A 22,485-nucleotide genomic window follows, 5' to 3' on the forward strand; every position below is an offset into this window, starting at 1 on the left:
CTCTTCTTCTATTTCAGGTATTTCTCCTCCCTCCCAGCACACCCGGGAAGGAAGGTTAAATCTAGTCAAATAAAATTCCTCCCCGAATTCTCTCAATATCTCTTCTCTCTTCCCTCCTGATGTGAGAAAACTCTCGCTTCCTATCAAGCGTCCTTTTCTCACCCGGAGCACTATAAGAGAAGCCAGGGTTTCATCGCCAGCCATATCAATAAAATCTACATCTTCTGCCCTGGAAAGAACCAGTTGATATCGAGCCACAATTTTGTTCACTGCTTCCCACCTATCCCGATAACGGGCTGCCTCTTCAAAATCCAGCTCCTCTGCCCTCTTCCACATCTCCTGCTCCAGCCAGGAAAGAACTCTCTCATAATCGCCATTCAAAAAATCTTGAGCTTTTTTCACTCTCTCTCCGTATTCCTCTTTAGTTACTGAACCCAGACAGGGAGCACAACAGAGACCCAGTTCAAAATCCAGACAGGGTCTATCCAGAGGGAAACGCTTCTCCGAAATAGCGCAGCCTCGCAAGAGAAAAAGAGAGCGCAGAAGTTTCAAACCTTCTTTCACCTTTTTCACATCGGTAAATGGGCCAAAAAACTGACCAAAAGGAGTGGTTTTTCGCCGGGCTACTCTCACTGCTGGAAAATCCCCATCGGGAGAAAAAACTATATAGGGGTAGCTTTTGTCATCTTTTAAGCGCAGGTTATAACGGGGCTGGTGAGTCTTAATTAATTCATTCTCCAGAAGAAGAGCCTGGTGCTCATCAGGAACCAGAAAATAACCAATGGTGTCTATTTCTTCTGCCATATCCCTTTTCAGGGGAGAAGAGTAACGGTGATGAAGATGAGAATTCACCCGCTTGAAAATGTTTTTCGCTTTACCCACATAAATAATTTCTCCCCGGGAATCTCGAAAAGTGTACACCCCGCACTCCGGGGGTAATTTATTCCAGTCTTCCTTTTTAACTTCGAACCGAGTATAGCTCCTCCTGGTCAAGGGAAAGCACTCTCCTCAAAAATTGCCCGGTATAGGAAGCGGGATTTTTTGCCACTTCCTCAGGGGTTCCTTTGGCTATTAGATACCCTCCTTTTTCTCCTCCTTCTGGTCCTAAGTCAATCAGATAATCACAACTCTTGACCACGTCTAAATTGTGCTCAATTATTAAAACTGTATTTCCCCGACTGCGCAACTCCAGCAGCACATCCAGCAGTTTTTCTATATCGGCAAAATGAAGTCCCGTAGTTGGCTCATCCAGAAGATATAGAGTTCTACCGGTGGCTATTTTACTCAGTTCTCGAGCTAACTTTATTCTCTGCGCCTCTCCTCCTGAGAGCGTGGTAGCCGGTTGCCCCAGCCGGATATAACCTAACCCCACCCGGTCTAAAATCTCTAATTTTCTCCGGATGGTCGGTATGTTTTCAAAGAAAGAAAGAGCCTCGCTTACTGTCAAATCCAGAACTTCAGCAATGTTTTTACCTTTATATTTAATATCTAAAGTCTCCCGGGCATATCTTTTGCCTTTACAGTGCTCACAGGTAACAAACACATCGGGGAGAAAGTGCATTTCTATTTTAATCGTTCCGTTACCCTGACAAGCTTCACACCTTCCTCCTTTAACGTTAAAACTAAAGCGTCCCGGACGATAACCTCGAGCCCGGGATTCAGGAAGCTTGGTAAAGAGATTCCTGATTTCCGTGAAAACTCCGGTGTAGGTAGCAGGGTTAGAACGAGGAGTTCTACCAATGGGAGACTGATCAATAACCACCACTTTGTCCAGAAATTCCACTCCTTCTATAGAATCGTGTTCCCCTGCTTCCCACCGGGAACGATAAAAAGTCCGGGCTAAAGACCGATACAAAACATCATCCATCAAGGTGCTTTTTCCCGAACCAGAGACGCCCGTTATCCCCACCAGAAGCCCCAGAGGAATTTCCACGGTGATATTTTTCAAATTATGGGCTCGCGCTCCTTTGACTATCAGCCGTTCCTCTCCCGGTTTCTTTCTTTCTCGAGGAAGAGGCACTTCTCTTTTTCCGCTCAAATACAGACCCGTTATACTATGAGGGTCGTTCATTATCTCTAAAAGGGAGCCCTGGGCTATTACTTCTCCCCCTCTTTCTCCTGCCCCTGGTCCCATATCCACGATAAAATCAGCATTTCTGATGGTATCGGCATCATGTTCCACCACTAAAACTGTATTACCTAAATCCCGCAAATTTTTTAGAGTAGAAATCAGCTTCTGGTTATCTCGAGGATGCAGACCAATGGTAGGTTCATCTAAAACATAGAGAACTCCCACCAGACCCGAGCCAATTTGAGTAGCCAAACGGATTCGCTGCGCTTCTCCTCCTGAAAGAGTGGCAGCGGGGCGATTAAGCGTGAGATAATCAAGACCCACTTCTTCTAAGAATTTCAAACGAGAAAGAATCTCCCGCATTATGGGTTGAGCAATTATCAGTTCGCTCCCGGAAAATTCCAGTTGAGAAAAAAAGGAGCGTAACTCAGCAATAGTCAGGCGAGAAAGGTCTCCAATGGAGAGATTCTGGATTTTCACCGACAAACTCTCTTTTCGCAGGCGGTCTCCCTGGCAGGTCGGACAGGTTCTCGTAGACAGATAAGGAGATATTTCTTCTTCCTCCCACCATCCTGTAGCAGAACGCAGTTTTCTCTCTAAATAATTGATGACTCCCTCAAAACCTCCATCACCATAGAAAATTAAGTCTTTCTCTTCTTCCTTCAGTTTTTGAAAGGGTTTATTCAAGCTTATCCCGTGAGATTTCAAAAACTTTATAATTCTCTCTCCACTATAACTATCAGAGTTTAACTCTCCCCAGGGTTCTACCGCTCCTTCCCTCAGGCTTTTCGACCGATCGGGAACTACAAGGTCAGGGTCAACAAAACTTAAAAATCCCAGCCCGCTACAGGCCGGACATGCTCCATAAGGATTATTGAAAGAAAACATTCGGGGAGTGATTTCAGGAAAACTAACTCCGCAGTCCACACAGGCAAAATGCTCGCTAAAGAGGACGTCTCTATCTTCTTCCCCTTCTTTAATTCTCATCTTTACTACTCCCTTACCGTAGCGGAGGGCTATCTCCACTGAATCACTTATCCTCCTTGCCGCATCTTCTTCTACCACTATCCGGTCCACCACTAAATCAATTTCATGTTTTTTATTTCTGTCTAACTCTACATTTTCCCAGTCTTCCAGCTCTATCATTTCCCCGTTTACAATCACCCGAGCAAAACCATTTTTCAGCATATCTCCGAGGAGCTTGCGATATTCCCCTTTTCTTCCCCGCACTAAAGGTGCTAAAATCATCACCCGCGTGCCAGATGGCAGAGATAAGATTTCATCAGTTATCTGAGTAACAGTCTGGCGTGTGATGGGCTTTCCACACTCCGGACAAAAAGCCTTCCCGCAGCGAGCAAACAAGACTCGCATATAATCGTAAACCTCAGTAACTGTCCCCACTGTAGAGCGGGGGTTGCGAGAAGCAGCTTTTTGATTTATAGCAATAGCTGGAGATAAGCCTTCGATGTAGTCCACATCGGGCTTTTCCATTCTCTCCAAAAACTGTCGAGCATAAGAGGAAAGAGACTCCAGATACCTTCTCTGTCCTTCAGCATAAATGGTGTCGAAAGCCAGAGAAGACTTCCCCGACCCCGATAAACCAGTAATAACTATAAAGTGATTACGAGGAATTTCTAAATCCACATTTTTAAGATTGTGTTCCCGTGCTCCTTTAACTACGATTTTCCCGTTTAGATTCATGTTTTATTCCCAACTTTCAATTCTTTCCTTTTTTCTTTGATTATCCGGTTACCAGATTTTATTTTGAGAATTTCATCTCTCAAAATAGCTGCTTTTTCAAACTCTAAGCGACGCGCTGCCTCTTGCATCTCCTGAGTCAATTTCTCTATCCACTTCTCTTTAGTTTCTCCTTTTTCTTTCAACCCTTCCACTAATTCCACCACCTCTTCTGCTTCCTTAGAAACAACCCCTTCTTCAGGAAGAAGAGTACGCACCTCTTTAACTATACTCTGAGGTATTATTCCGTGTTCCCGGTTGTATTCTTCCTGAACCTTCCGCCGGCGTCTGGTTTCCTCTACCGCTCTTTTTAAAGAACCGGTCATCTCATCAGCATAAAGAATAACTCTACCTTCTACATTGCGAGCTGCCCGACCCATAGTTTGAATAAGAGACACTTCCGAGCGCAAAAACCCTTCTTTATCGGCATCCAGGATAGCTACCAGTGCCACCTCCGGTAGGTCTAACCCTTCTCGCAACAGGTTAACTCCCACCAGGACATCAAACTCTCCTCTCCTCAAATCCCTGACAATTTTTGCTCTTTCTAAAGTATCAATTTCGGAGTGAAGATAGCGCACTTTTATTCCCATCCCGTAGAGAAAATCGCACAGGTCTTCAGCGCTCTTTTTGGTAAGAGTAGTTACCAGAACCCTCTGATTTTTCTTTACCACTTTTCGGATTTCTCCTAATAAGTCTTCTACCTGCCCTCGCGCTTTTCTTATTTCCGCCTGAGGGTCTAAAAGACCGGTAGGTCTGATCAATTGCTCTACTACCTGTTCACTATGCTCCAGCTCAAAAGCAGAAGGAGTAGCAGAAACAAAAATACACCTCTTCACTTTGCTTTCAAATTCCTCAAAAGTAAGAGGACGATTGTCAAAAGCAGAAGGAAGCCGAAAACCAAAATCTACCAGAGATTTCTTCCGGGAGCGGTCTCCTTCCTGCATGCCCCTCAATTGAGGAATGGTAACGTGAGATTCATCTATTATAACCAGATAATCAGAGGGAAAATAATCGAGCAAGGTATAGGGAGGCTCTCCCGGCTTTCTCCCATCTAAATGACGGGAGTAGTTTTCTATCCCCGGACAGTAACCGGTCTCCCGCAAAAGCTCCAGGTCATATTTAGTCCTTCTTCTCAATCTATCCGCCTCCACCAGGCGCCCCGCAGAGAGGAAAAAGTTTACCCTCTCTTCCATCTCTCTTTCAATATTCTGGAGAGCTCGCTCGAATTCACTTTCATCTACCAGATAATGTTTGGCAGGGTAAATGAACACTTCTTCCAGTCGCTCCAGAGTTTTACCACTCACCGGTTCAAATACTTTTATACACTCCAGCTCCGGACCAAAAAATTCCAGGCGGAGGGCAGTTTCGCTATAAGCAGGATATATCTCTACTGTATCTCCTTTCATCCGGAAATACCCGGGGCTGAATTCAATCTCATTTCTTTCGTAAAGCAAGTCTATGAAACGTCTGACTAAATCTTCCCTTTTCCATTCCTGCCCTACCCTCAAGTGAAAAATTCTCTTCTCATATTCCCGGGGAGAACCAATGCCATAAATACAGGAAACCGAAGCCACTATTACCACATCTCTTCTCTCCATAAGAGAAGAGGTAGCTTTCAACCGCAGGCGGTCTAATTGCTGGTTAATGGAAGCATCTTTTTCGATATAGAGGTCATATTCAGAGACATAAGCCTCCGGTTGATAATAATCGTAATAGCTAACAAAATATTCTACAGCATTATCAGGAAAAAAGGCTCTCATCTCGCTGTATAATTGAGCAGCTAAAGTTTTATTATGAGAGATAATGATGGTGGGAAGATTGATTTGAGCGATGACATTAGCCATGGTAAAGGTCTTACCCGAGCCGGTAACACCCAGTAAAGTCTGGTACCGATATCCTTTCTTCAAGCCATCCACCAGTTGTTCAATAGCCTGAGGTTGATCCCCGCAGGGCTCATAAAGAGAAGAAAGATGAAAACTATCTTTTTTCATTGGCCTTACTGCTCCTTGCTATTTTTTCCTCCAATAAAAACCCATCAGAGGATTTTCTATTTCAGCTCCTCCAGCCAATCTTCGATTGTTTCCTCCAGCTCCTCTAAAGAACCCTCATTTTTCAGGATAAAATCTGCTCTTCTTTTCAAGCAATTTAAGAATCTCTGTAAGCGCAGACGGTCTCTTATTTCTCTCGCTTTTAGTCCTGTGGTTTTCAATAACCTCTTTTCCCTTATTGCCTCATCCGCCTCTACAAATATCAATTTATCCCAGAGAGGCTCAAAACCAGCCTCAAAAAGGACAGCTCCCTCAATTGCTACTATCCGGGAAGGAGGAACTGAAGCTAACTTTTTACGCACTTCCTGGAGAAGAACAGGATGGGTAACGCTATTGAGATTAAAAAGGTTTTCCCAGTCCCGAAAAACCATTTTTCCCAGTTTAGTGCGGTCAAGCTCTCCCTTTTCGGTCAAAAACTGCGGCCCAAAAGTTTTTACTATGCTCTTCCACAGAGGCCCTCCCTTTTTAGAAAGCTCCCTGCTCAATTTATCCAGCTCCCATACTTCTATTCCTTTTTCCCGGAGGATACGGGCTACAGTGCTTTTGCCTGCCGCAGTTCCTCCTCCTATAGCCCACACTGGAGACATGAATTTCTCCTACCTTTCTCGATAAATTTCTAAATAACGGGGAATGGAATTTTCCCAGGAAAAATCAGATTGCATAGCATTAATCACCATGGTATTCCACAGTTCTTGATTTTCAAAATAAGTGTTCAGAGCCCGAGTGAGTGCTTTAGATAAATCAGAGAAGGAATAGTTTTCAAACTGAAAGCCAGTGCTGAGACAAGGATTAAAAGGATAGTCAATCACAGTGTCAATCAAGCCCCCCACCCGACGCACGAGAGGTAGTGTTCCATAATTCATGGCAATCATCTGGCTTATTCCGCAGGGCTCAAACCGGGAAGGGAGAAGCAGCAAATCAGAAGCAGCATACACTAAATGGGATAATTCATCATCAAACCTGATAGCCGCCTTTACTTTTGGGTATCTCTCTTCCATGTCTTTTAAAGCTTTCTCATAAATCTCCTCACCTGTTCCCAGGAAAAACCAGTAAGCTGGTAAATTAAAAAAGTGAGCCGGGTCGTGCAAAAGAAGGTCTATCCCTTTTTGTTCTACTAAACGAGAGACAAAAGAAATCACCGGTAGAGAAAAGTCCTTTGCCTTCGGGAAAAACTGCCGAATCAATTTTTCTTTGTTTATTGCTTTCTTTTCTCGGGAGGATAAATCATAGTTTGCCGGAATCAAAGAATCAGTGGCCGGATTAAAGACTTCTCTATCTATGCCATTTACAATACCCACTATTTTCTTTTTCTGGGAAATAGCTCGTAAAACCCCATCCAATCCTTCTCCATACTCGGGAGAGCATATCTCTCGAGCATAAGTGGGGCTGACTGTAGTTATAACATCAGAAAATATCAAGCCTGCTTTCATCAAATTCAAATTACCATAAAATTCCAGATATTCATGAGTAAAAAACTGACCGGGAAGATTAATCAAACGGAAAAGGTCACCTCGACCAATGCCCTGATAAGCCAGATTATGAATGGTAAATACTATTTTTTCTGGCTTAGTACGGTATGAAGGCCAGTATTTTACTATGTAGGCACAAAGTAGAGCGCTCTGCCAGTCGTGAGCATGAACTAAGAAATTCCCTTCCTGCCATCTCACCAGATACTCAAAAACCGCCCGGGAAAAGAATATGAACCTTTCTAAATCATCGGGATAACCATACATCCTCTCCCGAGAGAAAAAATCTTTCCCCTGTACAGCTATAATTTTTTGTTTTCCTTCCTCCATTTTGAAAAATTGAGCAGTCACTGCCGCATCGCCAAAGTAAAAATCCACCTCTCGCTCCAGAGAAAAGGAATAATTATCCAGCACTCCTCGATAGGCAGGAAGAAAAAGAGTAACAGAAAAATCGTAATCGGGCAGATACTTAAAAAGCGCTCCAATTACATCTCCCATTCCTCCACTTTTGGCATAAGGATAGGCTTCAGTGGCAACCAGTATTACTTCTTCCATATTCATCCTCCCTTATAATTAATATATCACTCTTTTTCTTCGCTCGAGCGGGAAAAAAGAGAACCGCTATTCACTCGATTTTTCAAAAGGCGTTCTTTAACTTTCCGAAACTCCAAAGCATCCAGCTTCTGGAACAATTTGTTTTTATCCACTTTTGACCATCCCCAGGCTTTTATCTCTAAATCTAAGGGGAGGTCTCTCTCCAGGGCAACCAATTTTCTATTTTCCTCCACTTTATCCCGGTTGCTTTCGATGGCTTCCCGGAGCTTAGGAGGTAAAAGAGAGAGGTTCTTTAAAATTCCTTCCCAGCTACCAAATTGTCTGATTAGTTTTACTGCCGTTTTTTCTCCTATCCCCGGAACACCAGCAATGTTATCTGAGGGGTCTCCGCTCAAAGCTAAAACATCAATCCACTGCTCGGGGGAGATACCCCACTCTTTTTCAAATTCTTCTAAATCTATTTTCTTCAAATTAGTAACTCCTCGGTGGGGTTGAAGAAGTACGGTTCTCTCATCCAGAAGTTGCAGCATATCTAAATCAGAAGTAACCAGTAAAACCTGAAAGTCGGGTTTTGCTTTTTCTTTAACAGTTCCCATCAAATCATCGCCTTCCCAGCCGGGCATCTCTAAGATAACAAATCCCATGAGCTCCAGAAGTTCTTTAACCGTCTCTATTTGCGGTTTTAGCTCATCGGGCATAGCTTCACGCTGTGCTTTGTAGCTTTCCTGTAGCTCATGGCGAAAGGTCTTTTGGGGATGGTCAAAAACAACCACCATATTAAAAGGACGATAATCGTCAAGAAGTTTCAAAACCATATTCAAAAAACCCAGAGCAGCTCCGGTGGGCAAACCAGAAGAAGTAGTTAAATGGGGCATGGCATAAAAAGCACGATAAATCAAAGAACTTCCATCTATCACTACCAATTTTTTATCTTCCATTTCCTGACCTCAACTAATTGACAAAAAGATAATTTTCCTTATAATTTTCTGATAGAGCCGAAGTGGCGGAACAGGCAGACGCACTAGACTCAAAATCTAGCGAGCTCTGCGCTCGTGCGGGTTCGACTCCCGCCTTCGGCACCACTTCACTCCCCGAGATAAAATCCTGTGTCCGGATGAAGTAATGCATCTTCTTCTGATAAAGTAGCACTAACTTTCACTTCTCTTCCTTCCACCTCTAATTCAACTTTTTTTATTCCTTCCGCTTGTTCCCCGGACAAATTCAGTTGTTGAGCAAAGATTTTTTCATACAGAAGAGAAAGCTTCTCCCGGAAATTTTCGTCTTCCCCAAAACGCTCTTCACACTCTTTTATAAATTGATAAACCAGCTCCTGGTCCTCATCCAGATTAAGAAGCAGGTTGTCTAAAGCTTGCTCATACCCTCTCCGCTCATAGGAGTAAAAGAGAGAGCTTAAATTTCTTCCTCCCCACCTCATTATCCGAGCCCCCAGGTAAGGGGAAGTAAAATCTTTTCTTCCTAATAGCAGAAAGGCCTTAGGCATTAGTTCTTGCCAGGCTTCCTCTTCGCTGAAAGAAGGAGTGCCTCCTTCCAGAAATATACTTTTTAATCTCTGGATATCACTTTCTTGCAGAGAGACATAAGAGGGAGCATAATAGCGCCATTTTTGAAAAACATCCCGATTATCAGGTTGAGCCATTAAAACCACAACCCACTCTTTAAGTGCTTCTTCTATCCTGCCCAGTTGCTCTTCAGTTTTTCCCAGCCAGTATCGAGCTTCCCAGAAATTGGGGTCTATTTCCAGAGCTTTCCTGTACCACTCTCTGGCTTCTTCATACTTACCTTGAGAAAAGTAAATATAGCCATTCTGGTAACACTCCTCCTTGGTTTGAGCCAAAAGCCCTGGAGCTATTCCCAACACCAACCACACTATGATAATCAGTTTCCCAATTTTATTTTTCATCCTGCTAACCAGACCTCTCCCTCCTCTAAAGAATTCTTAATTGTCTTTTCTATCTTTTCATTCCAATCAATACAAAATGACTTTCCCAGCTCTACCGCCCAGTTTTCCTTTTCTCCCCGGATATGAAGTATAACCGGAAAAGAACCGGGAAAACGGCGAAGATAGTCTTTTAAAAAGTAAACAGTTTTAAGGGTATCTTCTTTCTCGGGAATTGCAATATGCACGGTGGAGATGTTATTTTTCTTTTCTTCTATATCTATCAGCTCTTCAGCGATTATCTTACGCTCTCCGTTATCCAGCAGGTCCACTTTTCCAACTACCCAGATCACCTGCTTGTGAGAAAGATAATCTTCTAACTGGGAAGCCAGTCTGGGAAAGAAAACTACTTCAACGCTACCAGTTTCATCCTCCAGAGTGACAAAATACATATTGCCTCCATTCTTGGTGGTGATTTTTTTACTTTTGCTCACCACTCCTCTCACTCTGACTCTCACTTCCTGGCTAAAGTTAGAAATCCGCTCCAGAGGAACAGCAGACCAGGAAGAAGAGATAGATTCCAGCTTCAGAGGATGGTCACTGATATAGAGACCCAGCATTTCTTTTTCCATTCTCAAGAGCTCTTCCCGGGGTAGCTCTTCTGCCTCCCGGAGGGAAAAGCTTTCTCCGCTATTGTTTTCTTCCCCGAAAAGACTTTTTTGTTTTTTTTTGCTTTTTTTCTTACGGGAAAGAAGAGATATATCTTCTAATGAAGCCAAAAGTTGAGCCCGATGGGGGTGAAGTTCATCAAATGCTCCTGCCTGCACCAGGCTTTCCAAAACTCTTTTATTTATGACTCGAGAATCCACTCGCTCTACAAAATCAAAAATACTCAGGAATTTCCCCTCTCTGCGTCGGGTCAAAATTTCCTCCACTGCGATATCGCCCACATTTTTAATGGCTGCCAGACCAAACCTGATCTTATTTTCTCCCACTACGGTGAAGTTGGCCAAACTCTCGTTTATATCAGGCAACAAAACTTGAATCCCCAATCTCTTGCACTCCCCGATGAATTTAGCCACCTTTTCATTGTCATTGGCCACGCTGGTAAGATAGGCCGCTAAATATTCTGTGGGATAGTGAGCTTTCAAGTATGCCGTTTGATAGGAAATTAAAGCATAGGCAGCGCTATGAGATTTATTGAATCCATAACCGGCAAAATATTCGATGAGGTCAAATATCTCTTCTGCTTTTTCCTTGCTGCATCCTCTCTTTAGCGCTCCTTCCACGAATTTAGCTCTCTGCTCTTTCATAACCTCTGGCTGTTTCTTACCCATCGCCCGGCGCAAAATATCCGCTTCTCCTAAAGTAAAACCGGCCAGTTCTGCAGCAATTCTCATAACTTGCTCCTGATAAACTATCACTCCATAAGTCTCTCGCAAAATAGCTGCCAGTGCTGGATGAGGGTAATCTATTTTCACTTTTCCATGTTTTCGGTTGATGAAATCTTCAATCATTCCGCTACCTAAAGGACCGGGGCGATAAAGAGCTAAAATAGCTATCAGGTCTTCAATATCGGAAGGGTTTAGCCTCTTTAATAACTCTTTCATCCCGCTACTTTCCAGCTGAAAAACTCCAGTGGTCTCTCCCCGCGAGAGCAAAGAAAAAGTAGCTTCGTCATTCAGGGGAATTTTTTCCAGGTCTATTTCCTGGTGCCTGGTATTTTTAATTATCTGCAAGGTCTTTTCTATTACCGTCAGAGTCCGCAACCCCAGAAAGTCCATCTTCAGAAGCCCCAGCTCTTGCAGAGTGTCCATTTCAAACTGGGTAACTATTTCCCCCTCCCCCATCCTCTGCAGAGGAACATAATCGGTAAGCGGCTGATTAGATATCACCACCCCGGCAGCATGAATTGAGGCGTGACGGCACATCCCTTCTATTCGAGAAGCTATCTCCAGAAGATGCTGCAGTTCTTTATTCTGTTTGGATAACTCCCGCAGCTGAGAGTTAGATTCCAGGGCCTTTTTCAGGGTAACTCCCGGACCTCCGGGAATTAGCTTGGCAATCTTATCCACCTCGCCATAGCTCCAGCCCAGAGCTCTTCCTACGTCTCTTACTGCCTGACGCGCCATCATTCTTCCAAAAGTAATAATCTGCGCCACGTTGGTTTTTCCATACTTCTCTTCTACATATTCGATAACTTCTCCCCGCCGTTCAAAACAAAAATCGATATCAATATCGGGCATGCTCACCCGCTCAGGATTCAAAAAACGCTCAAAGAGTAAGCCATATTGCAAAGGGTCAATGCTCGTAATCCCCAGAGTATAAGCCACTATACTACCGGCGGCTGAGCCTCTCCCTGGGCCCACCACTATGCCCTTTTGCCGGGCAAAATTCACAAAATCCCAGACAATCAGGAAATAGGTAGAATAGCCCATATCCTCAATCACTTTTAATTCATATTCCAGCTGCTCCCGGGCACGCTCGGGAGGAGGCTCTCCATATCTTCTCGCTAAACCCTGAAGACATAAACTGCGAAGGTATCCTGGCGCATCAAATCCTGGAGGAACAGGAAAATCGGGAAGATTGACTTTCCCCAATTCTAAATCCACCTGACATCTTTCTGCAATCAAAGAAGCATTTTCTAAAGCCCGAGGATAGTAAGAAAAATCTCTCTCCATCTCCTCCGGTGACTTGAGATAAAACTCTGTAGTAGGGAAACGAAGTCTCTTGGGGTCATCCAGAGTGGTAGCAGTTTGAATAGCTAAAAGTACATCATGCACTGAAGCATCTTCCGCTTCTAAGTAATGGCAGTCATTGGTAGCCACTATTTCGATGCCATATTTACTTCCTATCTCTAAAAGTGCCTCGTTAACTATCTTCTGCTCGGGAATTTTGTTTTCCTGAATTTCCAGGAAAAAATTATCCTTTCCCAGGATTTCTGCATACTCCAGTGCAACTTCTTCTGCTTTTTCCCTTTCTCCGTTCAAAATCAAGCTGGGAATTTCTCCTGCAAGACATGCCGAAAGACCAATTAAGCCTTCCCGATGTTCTCGAAGAAGAGCTTTATCAATACGAGGCTTATAGTAAAAACCTTCCAGGAAGGCTTTGCTCACCAGCTGTACTAAATTTCTATACCCTTCTTGATTTTCAGCTAAAAGAACCAGGTGATAAGCGGACTCAGTCCCCCGCACCACTGTTTTTTCAAACCGGCTTCCCGGTGCCACATAAACCTCACAACCAATGATGGGCTTAATCCCTGCTTTCTTAGCCCGGGCATAAAAATCCACCACTCCATACATTACTCCGTGGTCGGTGATGGCTACCGCTTCCATCCCCTGGGATTTTACTTTATTTATCAAATCATCAATCCGAATAGCTCCATCTAAAAGACTGTATTCGGTATGAACATGTAAGTGGGAAAAACTCATTTTCACTCCTCACTGGAAAGTACTTTAATCAAAATACTTTTGGTCAATTCCGGGTCTGCTTGTCCCCGAGTCTCTTTCATTACCTGACCGATTAAGAACTGAAGAGCTTTTTCTTTGCCACTCAAGTAATCGGCTACGCTCTGGGGATTTTTTTCGATGACTTCCCTAACTATGTTCTCCAGTTCTTTTTCATCGCTTATGAATGAAATTCCCCGCCGGGTAATGACTTCCCGAGCTCGAGCCCCAGTAGCAAACATCTCTTCTAAAACACTTTTCGCTATGGTTCCACTGATTTCTTTTTTATCCACCATCTTAAGCAGCTCAGCTAAATGTGCAGGAGTAATACTTGCCTGAGAGATGTCTATTCCCAGTTCTTTCAAATTTTTAAAAACCTCCGTTGTTATCCAGTTACAAACCATCCGGGGTTCATTAAAATCTCGCAAAGTATCTTCAAAAAAATCGGCTATTTCCTTATCCTGCACCAGGATTTCTGCTTCTCCCTGGGAGAGTTCATACTCGGTCATGAACCTCTCTTCTCTCTGTAATGGTAACTCAGGAAGCTCCGATTTTATTTCCTCAATCATTTCTCCTTTAATAGAAAAAGGTAACAAATCCGGGTCGGGGAAGTAGCGATAATCTTCTGCTCCTTCTTTCCCTCGAGCAGAAACCGTCACTCCTTTTACCTCATCCCAGTGGCGAGTTTCCTGAAAAATGGGTTTTCCTTCTTCTAACAATTTCCTTTGCCTCTCCACTTCGTAGCTCAGAGCCCGGTAAACCGAACGAAAAGAATTCATATTCTTAACTTCTACCTTAACTCCCAAAAGTGAAGAAGAAGAAAGAGAAATATTGGCATCACACCGCAGTGACCCTTCTTCCATATTACCATCACTCACTCCCAGATAGCAAACTATGTTACGCAACATCATCAAACAATCTCGAGCCTCCTCGGGAGAAGAAAGTTCGGGTTCAGTAACCACCTCCGCAAGAGGGATTCCACATCGATTACAATCTACACCTGAAGTCCCAGGAGGAAGAAAGACGCCTTCGTGAATCAATTTACCGGCATCTTCTTCTATATGTACCCTTTTTATTCTCACTTTCTTTTTAACTCCCCGGCTGTAAAACTCCAGAAATCCGTCCACTCCGATGGGTAAATCATACTGAGAGATTTGATATCCTTTGGGTAAATCAGGATAAAAATAATTTTTACGGTGAAATACTCCCTGAGGGAGAATCTGGCAATGGAGGGCTAAAGCTGCCCGGAGCGCCAGCTCTACCACTTTTTGATTGAGAACAGGAAGCGATCCCGGTAGGCCGAGGCAAACCGGACAAACCAGAGTGTTAGGTTCTTTTCCAATGTAATCAGTACTACAGTGGCAAAACATTTTCGCCTGAGTGAGTAACTGACAATGAACTTCTAAACCAATGGTTGTTGTAAAATCACTCATTGTTATCCTCCTTAAATAGCGGAAAAGGAGAAGGGAGAGCCAGAAGTTTTTCTAAGAAAAGAGCCAATCCCAGTAGTTTCCCTTCCTCAAAAGGTCTTCCTATGATCTGCAACCCCACGGGAAGCCCCTCATCATAGCCACAATTCAGAGAAAGAGAGGGAAGCCCAGCCATAGCTGAGGGAACAGTAAACATATCATTTAAGTACATCTCATAAGGGTCTCTTCCTTTTTTTTCAGGAAAGAAAGGAAGAGAGGGAGTGGTAGGGGTAATCAAAAGGTCGCATTTCCCGAAAGCCTCTTCGAAATCCTGTCTCACCAGAGTCCTCACTTTCATACCTTTTAAATAGTATTCATCATAGTATCCGGAGCTCAAAGCATAAGTCCCCAGAATTATTCTTTTTTTCACCTCTCTACCAAAACCAAGGGTGCGAGTTTTGAAATACATATCCTGCAGGTTCTCTCCCTCAACACGCAAGCCATACACCACCCCATCATAGCGAGCTAGATTAGAGCTCGCCTCCGCCGCTGCCACTATATAGTAAGATTCTAAAGCATAACTGGTATGAGGAAGAGAAACTTCTACTATTTCAATTTCCTCTTCCTTTAGTTTCTCCAGAACCTCTTGAATTTTTGTTTTGATTACTTTTTCTAATCCAGAAGGAAAATACTCTCGAGGAACTCCCACTTTAAGTTTACGAATTTCTTCTGGAGCTGGGATTTCACTTCTCCCGAAAGGAGGATAAGGAGCACAGGTAGAATCCTTATCGTCCTTTCCACTCACCACTTCTAACAGAGTGATAGCATCTTCTACTTTACGAGTGATTAACCCGACCTGATCCAGAGAAGAGGCAAAACTCACCACTCCATAGCGAGAAATTCGACCATAAGTAGGGCGCAAACCTACCACTCCACAGAAAGCCGCTGGTTGTCTCACCGAGCCCCCGGTATCCGAACCTAAAGCAAAAGGAGCTTCAAGAGAGCAAACGCTGGCTGCAGAACCACCGGACGATCCTCCCGGGACTCTCCTCCGGTCAAAAGGATTATAGGTAGGACCAAAAGCACTGGTTTGAGTAGAAGATCCCATAGCAAACTCGTCCATATTAGTTTTACCCAGTATTATAGCTCCGGCTTTTTTAAGTCTCTCCACTACTGTAGCATCATAGGGAGGAGTGAAGTTTTCCAGCATTTTAGAGCCACAAGTGGTGGGTATACCTCGAGTGCAGATATTATCCTTAATAGCTACCGGAAGTCCCCACAGAGGCGGCAATTCATCAGGCAGGTTTTCGGCTTTCTTTTGCGCCTCATCTTTTGCCTTTTCTTCGTTTACGAACAAAAAGGCATGAATTTTATCTTCCCCTTCCTTTATTCTTTCTAAAAAGAGATTAACCAATTCTAAAGGAGAGATTTCCTTGTCCTTAAAAAGACGATGGTAATCTCCAATGGAAAAATCCCTAAACTCTTCTATCTTCATTTTCCTTCTCCTCTTTGTCTACTACCCGGGGTACTACAAAATAACCATTTGCCACCTGTGGAGCTCCTTTTAGCACCTCCTCGCCACCTTCCCCTGCCCGGGGCTCATCAGAGGAGAAAGGAGGCTCACTCCAGGAAAGATGGGAAGTAGGAGAAATATCCTGTAGATCAAGATCGTTTAGCTTTTCAAAACGAGAAACGACGTTATTAATGTCTTCAAAAAACCCCTGGAGCTCTTCTTCCGAAAGTTCCAGTTTAGAAACCTGCGCTATCCTTTTCAATTCTTGAAGGGAAATCACTTCCCTCATTTTACCACCTCCCTCTTCAAATTCCCAGTAGTTGATAAAACTCTTCCTCGGTAAGAATTTTTATCCCTCTTTCTCGAGCCATAGCTAACTTGCTCCCCGGGTTTTCTCCCACCACCACATAATCCACTCGATGAGAAACCGTATCAGCAACTTTTCCTCCCCTCTCCTCCACGAGAGCCCGGGCTTTATCTCGGGAAAGCTTAGATAGAGCACCGGTGAAAACAAAAGTTTTTCCTGCCAGAGTCCCTTCTTCTCTTCTTTTTAATTCTTCCGGCTCTACCCCTAAGCTCTTTAGCTCTTCTAACATCTGGCGGTTTTGAGGGTTAGAAAAAAATTGTCTCACTGAATCTGCAACCGTAGGACCAATACCTTCTATAGTTAAAAGTTCCTCTTCCTTTGCCTCTTTGAGTCTATCTAAAGAGCCAAAATGCTCGGCTAAAAGTCGGGCAATGAATTGCCCCACATGGGGAATTCCCAGAGCATAGATGAAACGAGGTAATTCTCTTTTTTTAGACTTCTCTATGGCCCGCAGCAAGTTATCGGCTGATTTGTTTCCCATTCTCTCCAGCTGTAAAAGAGTTTCTTTATTCAAACGGTAAAGGTCGGGTATGGTTTTAACCCATCCTCCTTCTACTAACCGGTCAATCAATTTCTCTCCCAATCCTTCAATATCCATGGCATCCCGGGAAGCCCAGTGACGAATTCTCTCCTTGATCTGAGCGGGACAACTAGCATTGATACATCGCCAGGCCACTTCCCCTTCCTCTCTCACCACCCGGGAATGACAGACCGGACATTCCTCAGGCATGGCAAAAACCCGCTCTTCTCCCGTCCTTCTTTCTTTCAAAACTTCAGTAATTTCGGGAATCACCTCTCCAGCTCGGGTCACCATCACCCAGTCACCAATTCTAACATCTTTCCTTTTGATTTCATCTTCATTGTGTAAAGTAGCTCTCTTTACTATCGCTCCCCCTACATTTACCGGCTCCAGTATCGCCACCGGAGTAAGAATCCCCGTCCGACCTACGTTTACTTCAATATCCAGAACCTGAGTTACGGCGTAAGTGGACTCAAATTTATAAGCTATAGCCCACCGAGGGCTTCGGCTGGTCGCCCCTAAAATCTCGTGATAGGATAGAGGGTTTACTTTTATGACCAGGCCATCGATATCGTAGTCTAAATTTTTTCTTTCTTTTTCCCATTTTTCATGAATGCGGATGGCTTCCTCGATATCAGAAATCAGCTGAACATGGGGATTGATTTTAAATCCCAGTTCCTTAAGATAGTTCAATAGTTCCCAGTGAGTGGAGGGGTAGTAGTCGCTATCAATCAAGAAAGCACCGTAATTGAAAATATCCAGTTTTCTTTCTGCTGTTATCCGGGGGTCTAATTGCCGTAAAGACCCGGCTGCTGCATTACGAGCGTTGGCAAAAAGAGGCTCTCCTTTCTGCTTTCTTTCCTCGTTCAATTTCTCCAGGTCCTTTTTTCTCATGAATACCTCCCCCTGCACCTCTATTACCCGGGGTATTCTATCCCCTCGCAAGCGAAGAGGAATACTATGAATAGTTTTAAGGTTGAGAGTAACATCTTCTCCTACTGTTCCATCTCCCCGGGTAGCCCCCCGGTTGAATATCCCATTTTCATAGCGCAAATTGACTGCTAAACCATCAATTTTAAGCTCTACCACATAATCCAGACTCTCTATCTTAAGCATCCTCTTCACTCGTCTGTCGAAATCCCGCACCTCCTCGGGAGTGAAAGCGTTATTCAAACTGAGAAGGGGCCGAGAGTGGAAAAAAGGAGCAAAGGCTTCCTGCGGCTGGCCAGCTACTCTCTGAGTCGGAGAATCAGGAGTAACGAGTTCCGGATACTTTGCCTCGAGCTCCTGCAGTTTTCTAAAGAGAGCATCGTATTCTTCATCACTTATTTCCGGGCTATTTAAAACATAGTAACAATAATCATGATGACGAATGATTTCGCGAAGTTTTTCTATCTCACTTCTTATTTTTTCTATATCTTCCATAAAGGACTTTTTAAAAAATCTCCTTTCTCACCAGAGTGTTCCGCCGCTCCTTCCCTACTGAAACTATAGCGATGGGAATCTGCATAAAATCTTCAATGAATTCCACAAATCGCTGAGCCGAAGAAGGTAAATCGTAATAAGAAGAAACCGAAGAAATATCTTCTTCCCATCCTTCCATCTCTTCATAAACTGGCTCACACTTATCCCACAAGTGAGAACTTACCGGAAAATCATCCACTTCTTCTCCTTCTACTAAATAAGCTCTGCATACTTTGAGGGAGTCTATCCCCCCTAAAACATCCAGTTTGGTTAAAGCTAAAGAAGTTATACCATTTATCCTCGCGGCATAACGCAAAATCACTCCATCCAGCCACCCACAACGGCGAGGACGACCGGTGGTAGCCCCGTATTCTCCCCCTTTGTCTCGCAGATAATCTCCCATCTCTTCCTGGAGCTCCGTAGGAAATGGTCCTTCTCCCACTCGAGTAGTATAAGCTTTGCACACCCCTAACACTTCCAGATTGGAAATCGACCCCAACCCCAGTCCTACTCCCAGTAATGATCCTGCTACCACAGGGTAGGAAGAGGTAACAAAGGGATAAGTCCCGTGGTCTAAATCTAACATAGTGCCCTGCGCTCCCTCAATGAGGATATTTTTACCTTCCCGGTAAAACTGGTAGATCATCTTGGAAGTATCGGCAATGTAAGGTCTTAAAAGAGACGCATAACCTAAATAATCCTCTAAAATTTTATCATAAGGAAGAGGCGGCTGATTAAAAGCTCTTTCTAATAAAAGATTTTTATAGTCCAGAGTTACCCTTAGCTTTTGAGCAAAAAGCTTTTCATCCTCTAAGTCCCCCACTCGTATTCCCCACCGGGATACTTTGTCTTCATAAGCAGGACCGATGCCTTTTCCTGTAGTTCCCAGCTTTCTCCCACCCCGAATATTTTCGTAAATTCCATCTAAAATCCGATGATAGGGTAAAACCAGATGAGCTTTAGAGCTCAAAAACAACCTCTCCGAAACATCTTTCCCTTTCTGGCGCAAAAAGTCAATTTCTCCTAAAAGAGAGGAGGGGTCAACAACCATCCCATCTCCCAGTATTCCCACTTTACCAGGATGAAGAACACCGGAAGGGAGAAGATGGAAAACATATTTTTCTCCTTCCACTATTACCGTGTGACCGGCATTGTTACCACCTTGAGCCCTGGCCACTACCTGGGCATTTTCTCCCAGATAATCAACTATTTTACCTTTCCCTTCGTCACCCCAGTGAGTTCCCACAACTATACTAACTGCCATTTTTTTCTCCTCTTATTCCCATTCGATGGTAGCCGGAGGCTTGGAAGTAATATCGTATACCATTCTTCCAATCCCTGCTACTTCATTCACTACTCGCCTCGCGATGGCATCCATGGTGTCATAGGAAATTCTTGCCCAATCAGCAGTCATTCCATCTTCGCTCATCACCGCCCGTAACACTCCCACATATTTATAAGTTCTTTCATCTCCTACTACTCCAACACTTCTCACCGGCACCAGTACCCCAAAAGACTGCCACAGCTTTTTATAAATAGGAGATTTTCGGAGTTCCTGGTCAATTATAAAATCCATATCCCGCAAAATCTGCAGACGGTCTTCGGTAACCTCGCCAATTATTCTCACCGCCAGTCCCGGGCCAGGAAAAGGCTGTCTCCAGACTATTTCCTCAGGAATACCCAGCTCCACAGCCAATTTTCTAACTTCATCTTTAAAAAGAAAACGAAGAGGCTCTATCACCTTGAGTTGCATATGCTCAGGTAACCCTCCCACATTATGATGGGTTTTTATCCTGACCGATGGACCATAAATGGATATGCTTTCTATGACATCAGGGTAGGTAGTTCCCTGTAAAAGATAAGACACATCTCCTAATTTTTTCGCTTCTTCTTCGAATACTTCCACAAAAGTTCTACCAATTATTTTCCTTTTTTCTTCCGGGTCTACAACACCCTGGAGAGCAGAGAGGAACTGTTCTGCAGCATCCTTATAAATTACTCGTTCTTTTCCCAGAATTTCTTTCATCTTGGAAAAAACCTGTTCCGCTTCACCTTTGCGAAGAAGCCCGTTATCTACGAAAATACAGGTCAGTTGCTCTCCAATGGCTCGATAGGTCAAAACCGCGGCAGTAACTGAATCTACTCCTCCACTCAAAGCACACACTACTTTTTCCTCTTTTACTTCGTTGCGTATCCACTGAATTTGCTCCTTGATGATTGATTCAGGAGTCCACTCTGGCCGGCAGGCACAGATTCGAAATAAAAAATTAGATAGTATCTCCCGACCTAAAGGAGTATGAGAAACTTCGGGATGAAATTGAACACCCCATATCTTCCCTGTTTCATCTCTTATCGCGGCGTATTCATAATTTTCAGTTCGAGCTATGCTCCGAAATCCGGGGGGAAGCTCTTTAACGCTACCTCCCTGGCTCATCCAGCAAACTATATCTCCAGCCAGATTTTCGAAAATCCCCCGGTTTTCTATCACCTGTAGCAGGGCTTTACCATGTTCTTGACTTTGAGCATGCACCACTTTTCCTCCCTGGGTACTAACTAAAAGTTGCATCCCGTAACAAATACCTAAAACAGGTTTGCCACTTTCTAACACCTGGGGCGGGAGCGATGGAGCATTGGCATCACCTATGCTATAGCGACTGCCCGAGAGGATAATCCCTTTAATCTCCGGACTGTTTAAATCATATCCTTTAAGATGATAAGGCCATATCTCACAATAAACCTGACATTCTCTGACCCTTCGGGCGATTAGTTGAGTATATTGAGAGCCAAAATCCAGAATAACTATTTTATCCATTATCTACTTTCCCATTCCCACTCCCTGAGTTCTCTGCAAAAATTTTCCTTCCGTCCAGATGCTGGGAGCAACAACAATTTCCACTTCCTGCATCTCCCGGATAGTTTTTGCTCCTAAAGAACCCATTGAAGACCGTAAAGCTCCCACTAAATTCATAGTACCATCGGTAAGGTGACTGGGACCGAGGAGAATTTCTTTCAAAGTCCCCCTTATCCCCACTTTGACCAGAGTTCCTCGAGGAAGGTTAGGGTCAGGAGTAGCCATCCCCCAGTGATGTCCTTTTCCTGGCGCCTCTTGAGCAGAAGCCAGAGGAGACCCCAGCATCACAGCGTCTGCGCCACTGGCGATAGCTTTAGCTATATCTCCTCCCACTCTCATCCCTCCATCGGTAATCACTGCTACATATTTGCCCGTGGCTTTTAAATAGGTATCCCGCGCTCGAGCAGCATCCCAGGTAGCGGTAACTTGCGGCACGCCTATACCTAAAACTGCCCGGGTAGTACAAGCCGCACCGGGACCTATGCCCACCAATATTCCTGCTGCTCCTGCTTTCATTAAATCTAAAGCCACTTTATAAGTGGCACAGTTCCCCAGGATAACAGGAATGGGAGTTTCTCGACAAAATTTTTCCAGATCTAAAATTCGGGAGGTAGAGGAGTGATAACGGAGAGTGGTTACGGTAGACTGGATTACTAAAATATCTAAACCGGCCTCCTGTGCTACTTTACTTAAAGTTTCTGCTTTAGAAGGGGTAAGAGAGGCTACTGCTTTTACTCCTTCTCTTTTTATCTCCTGGATTCTCTCTCCCACTAAATGTTCCTTTATGGGAACTCGATAAACTTCTTGAATGAAATCGGTAATCTTTTCCCGGGGCTGATTTACCATCTCCTCGATAATGGAATAAGGATCGTCGTAACGGGTGAATAGCCCCTCTAAGTTTAGAACTCCCCATCCTCCCAGGCGCCCCATCTCCACTGCCATTCGAGGGTCTATCACTCCATCCATAGCTGCACCTAAAATGGGGATATCCAATTTTTCACCACCAATAGTAGTAGTTATATCCACTTCCTGCGGGTCTATGGTAATTTCTCCCGGAACCAAAGAAACATCGTCAAATCCGTAGGTAGTACGTAAAAGACCTTTATCGCTTCGAAACCAATTTTCCATTCTACCCACCTTT

Annotated in this window: 15 protein-coding genes and 1 tRNA gene; 1 reads left to right on the plus strand and 15 read right to left on the minus strand. The window is 44.0% G+C overall.

Annotated features, from left to right (window positions below):
- The 6 genes from uvrC to GXZ17_RS04755 form a co-directional block, all read right to left on the minus strand.
- A partial coding sequence (uvrC, locus tag GXZ17_RS04730; protein WP_409376137.1) for an excinuclease ABC subunit UvrC occupies window positions 1-993 on the minus strand: 993 nt, incomplete at its 3' end.
- Window positions 959-3,772 carry an excinuclease ABC subunit UvrA gene (uvrA, locus tag GXZ17_RS04735; protein WP_409376138.1) on the minus strand — a complete coding sequence of 938 codons (2,814 nt, stop codon included), beginning with the start codon at window positions 3,770-3,772 and terminating at the stop codon, window positions 959-961. The genes uvrA and uvrC, both read right to left, overlap by 35 nt.
- On the minus strand, window positions 3,769-5,799 hold the full coding sequence (uvrB, locus tag GXZ17_RS04740) for an excinuclease ABC subunit UvrB (protein WP_409376139.1): 2,031 nt from the start codon (window positions 5,797-5,799) through the stop codon (window positions 3,769-3,771). Before uvrB ends, uvrA begins: the two co-directional genes overlap by 4 nt.
- Before the next feature lie 56 nt (window positions 5,800-5,855).
- On the minus strand, window positions 5,856-6,443 hold the full coding sequence (gene coaE, locus GXZ17_RS04745) for a dephospho-CoA kinase (protein WP_409376140.1): 588 nt from the start codon (window positions 6,441-6,443) through the stop codon (window positions 5,856-5,858).
- Between the two features lie 9 nt (window positions 6,444-6,452).
- A complete protein-coding gene (locus tag GXZ17_RS04750; protein WP_409376141.1) occupies window positions 6,453-7,877 on the minus strand; it encodes a glycogen synthase in 1,425 nt (474 codons plus the stop codon).
- A 26-nt stretch (window positions 7,878-7,903) separates the two neighbouring features.
- Window positions 7,904-8,815: a 5'-3' exonuclease H3TH domain-containing protein gene (locus tag GXZ17_RS04755; protein WP_409376142.1), complete on the minus strand. Its 912-nt coding sequence runs from the start codon at window positions 8,813-8,815 to the stop codon at window positions 7,904-7,906.
- Window positions 8,816-8,871: 56 nt separating this feature from the next.
- Here GXZ17_RS04755 and GXZ17_RS04760 point away from each other — a divergent pair.
- Window positions 8,872-8,959, plus strand: a tRNA-Leu gene (locus GXZ17_RS04760).
- Between the two features lie 2 nt (window positions 8,960-8,961).
- Here GXZ17_RS04760 and GXZ17_RS04765 read toward each other — a convergent pair.
- Genes GXZ17_RS04765 through GXZ17_RS04805 form a run of 9 tightly spaced genes read right to left on the minus strand, consistent with a single transcriptional unit; the run spans window position 8,962 to window position 22,472 of the window.
- Window positions 8,962-9,798, minus strand: a complete 837-nt coding sequence (locus GXZ17_RS04765) for a tetratricopeptide repeat protein (protein ID WP_409376143.1) — start codon at window positions 9,796-9,798, stop codon at window positions 8,962-8,964.
- On the minus strand, window positions 9,795-13,205 hold the full coding sequence (locus tag GXZ17_RS04770) for a DNA polymerase III subunit alpha (protein WP_409376144.1): 3,411 nt from the start codon (window positions 13,203-13,205) through the stop codon (window positions 9,795-9,797). Before GXZ17_RS04770 ends, GXZ17_RS04765 begins: the two co-directional genes overlap by 4 nt.
- Before the next feature lie 2 nt (window positions 13,206-13,207).
- Window positions 13,208-14,653 (minus strand): Asp-tRNA(Asn)/Glu-tRNA(Gln) amidotransferase subunit GatB, encoded by a 1,446-nt coding sequence (gene gatB / locus GXZ17_RS04775; protein WP_409376145.1) that lies wholly within the window; start codon window positions 14,651-14,653, stop codon window positions 13,208-13,210.
- Window positions 14,646-16,124, minus strand: coding sequence for an Asp-tRNA(Asn)/Glu-tRNA(Gln) amidotransferase subunit GatA (gene gatA / locus GXZ17_RS04780; RefSeq protein ID WP_409376146.1), 1,479 nt, complete (start codon window positions 16,122-16,124; stop codon window positions 14,646-14,648). Before gatA ends, gatB begins: the two co-directional genes overlap by 8 nt.
- A complete protein-coding gene (gene gatC, locus GXZ17_RS04785) occupies window positions 16,105-16,431 on the minus strand; it encodes an Asp-tRNA(Asn)/Glu-tRNA(Gln) amidotransferase subunit GatC (RefSeq protein ID WP_409376147.1) in 327 nt (108 codons plus the stop codon). The genes gatA and gatC overlap by 20 nt, the downstream gene beginning before the upstream one ends.
- 16 nt (window positions 16,432-16,447) lie before the next feature.
- Window positions 16,448-18,454, minus strand: a complete 2,007-nt coding sequence (gene ligA, locus GXZ17_RS04790; protein WP_409376148.1) for an NAD-dependent DNA ligase LigA — start codon at window positions 18,452-18,454, stop codon at window positions 16,448-16,450.
- Between the two features lie 10 nt (window positions 18,455-18,464).
- Entirely contained in the window at window positions 18,465-19,757 is a 1,293-nt protein-coding gene (locus GXZ17_RS04795; protein ID WP_409376149.1) for an adenylosuccinate synthase, read from the minus strand.
- Window positions 19,758-19,769: 12 nt separating this feature from the next.
- Complete coding sequence (guaA, locus tag GXZ17_RS04800; RefSeq protein WP_409376150.1) at window positions 19,770-21,305, minus strand: glutamine-hydrolyzing GMP synthase; 1,536 nt, start codon at window positions 21,303-21,305, stop codon at window positions 19,770-19,772.
- 3 nt (window positions 21,306-21,308) lie between these two features.
- Window positions 21,309-22,472 (minus strand): GuaB3 family IMP dehydrogenase-related protein, encoded by a 1,164-nt coding sequence (locus GXZ17_RS04805; protein WP_409376151.1) that lies wholly within the window; start codon window positions 22,470-22,472, stop codon window positions 21,309-21,311.
- Between the last annotated feature and the right edge of the window lie 13 nt (window positions 22,473-22,485).

Source organism: Candidatus Sordicultor fermentans (assembly GCF_012728195.1).
Lineage (GTDB): Bacteria > Atribacterota > Atribacteria > Atribacterales > Caldatribacteriaceae > Sordicultor > Sordicultor fermentans.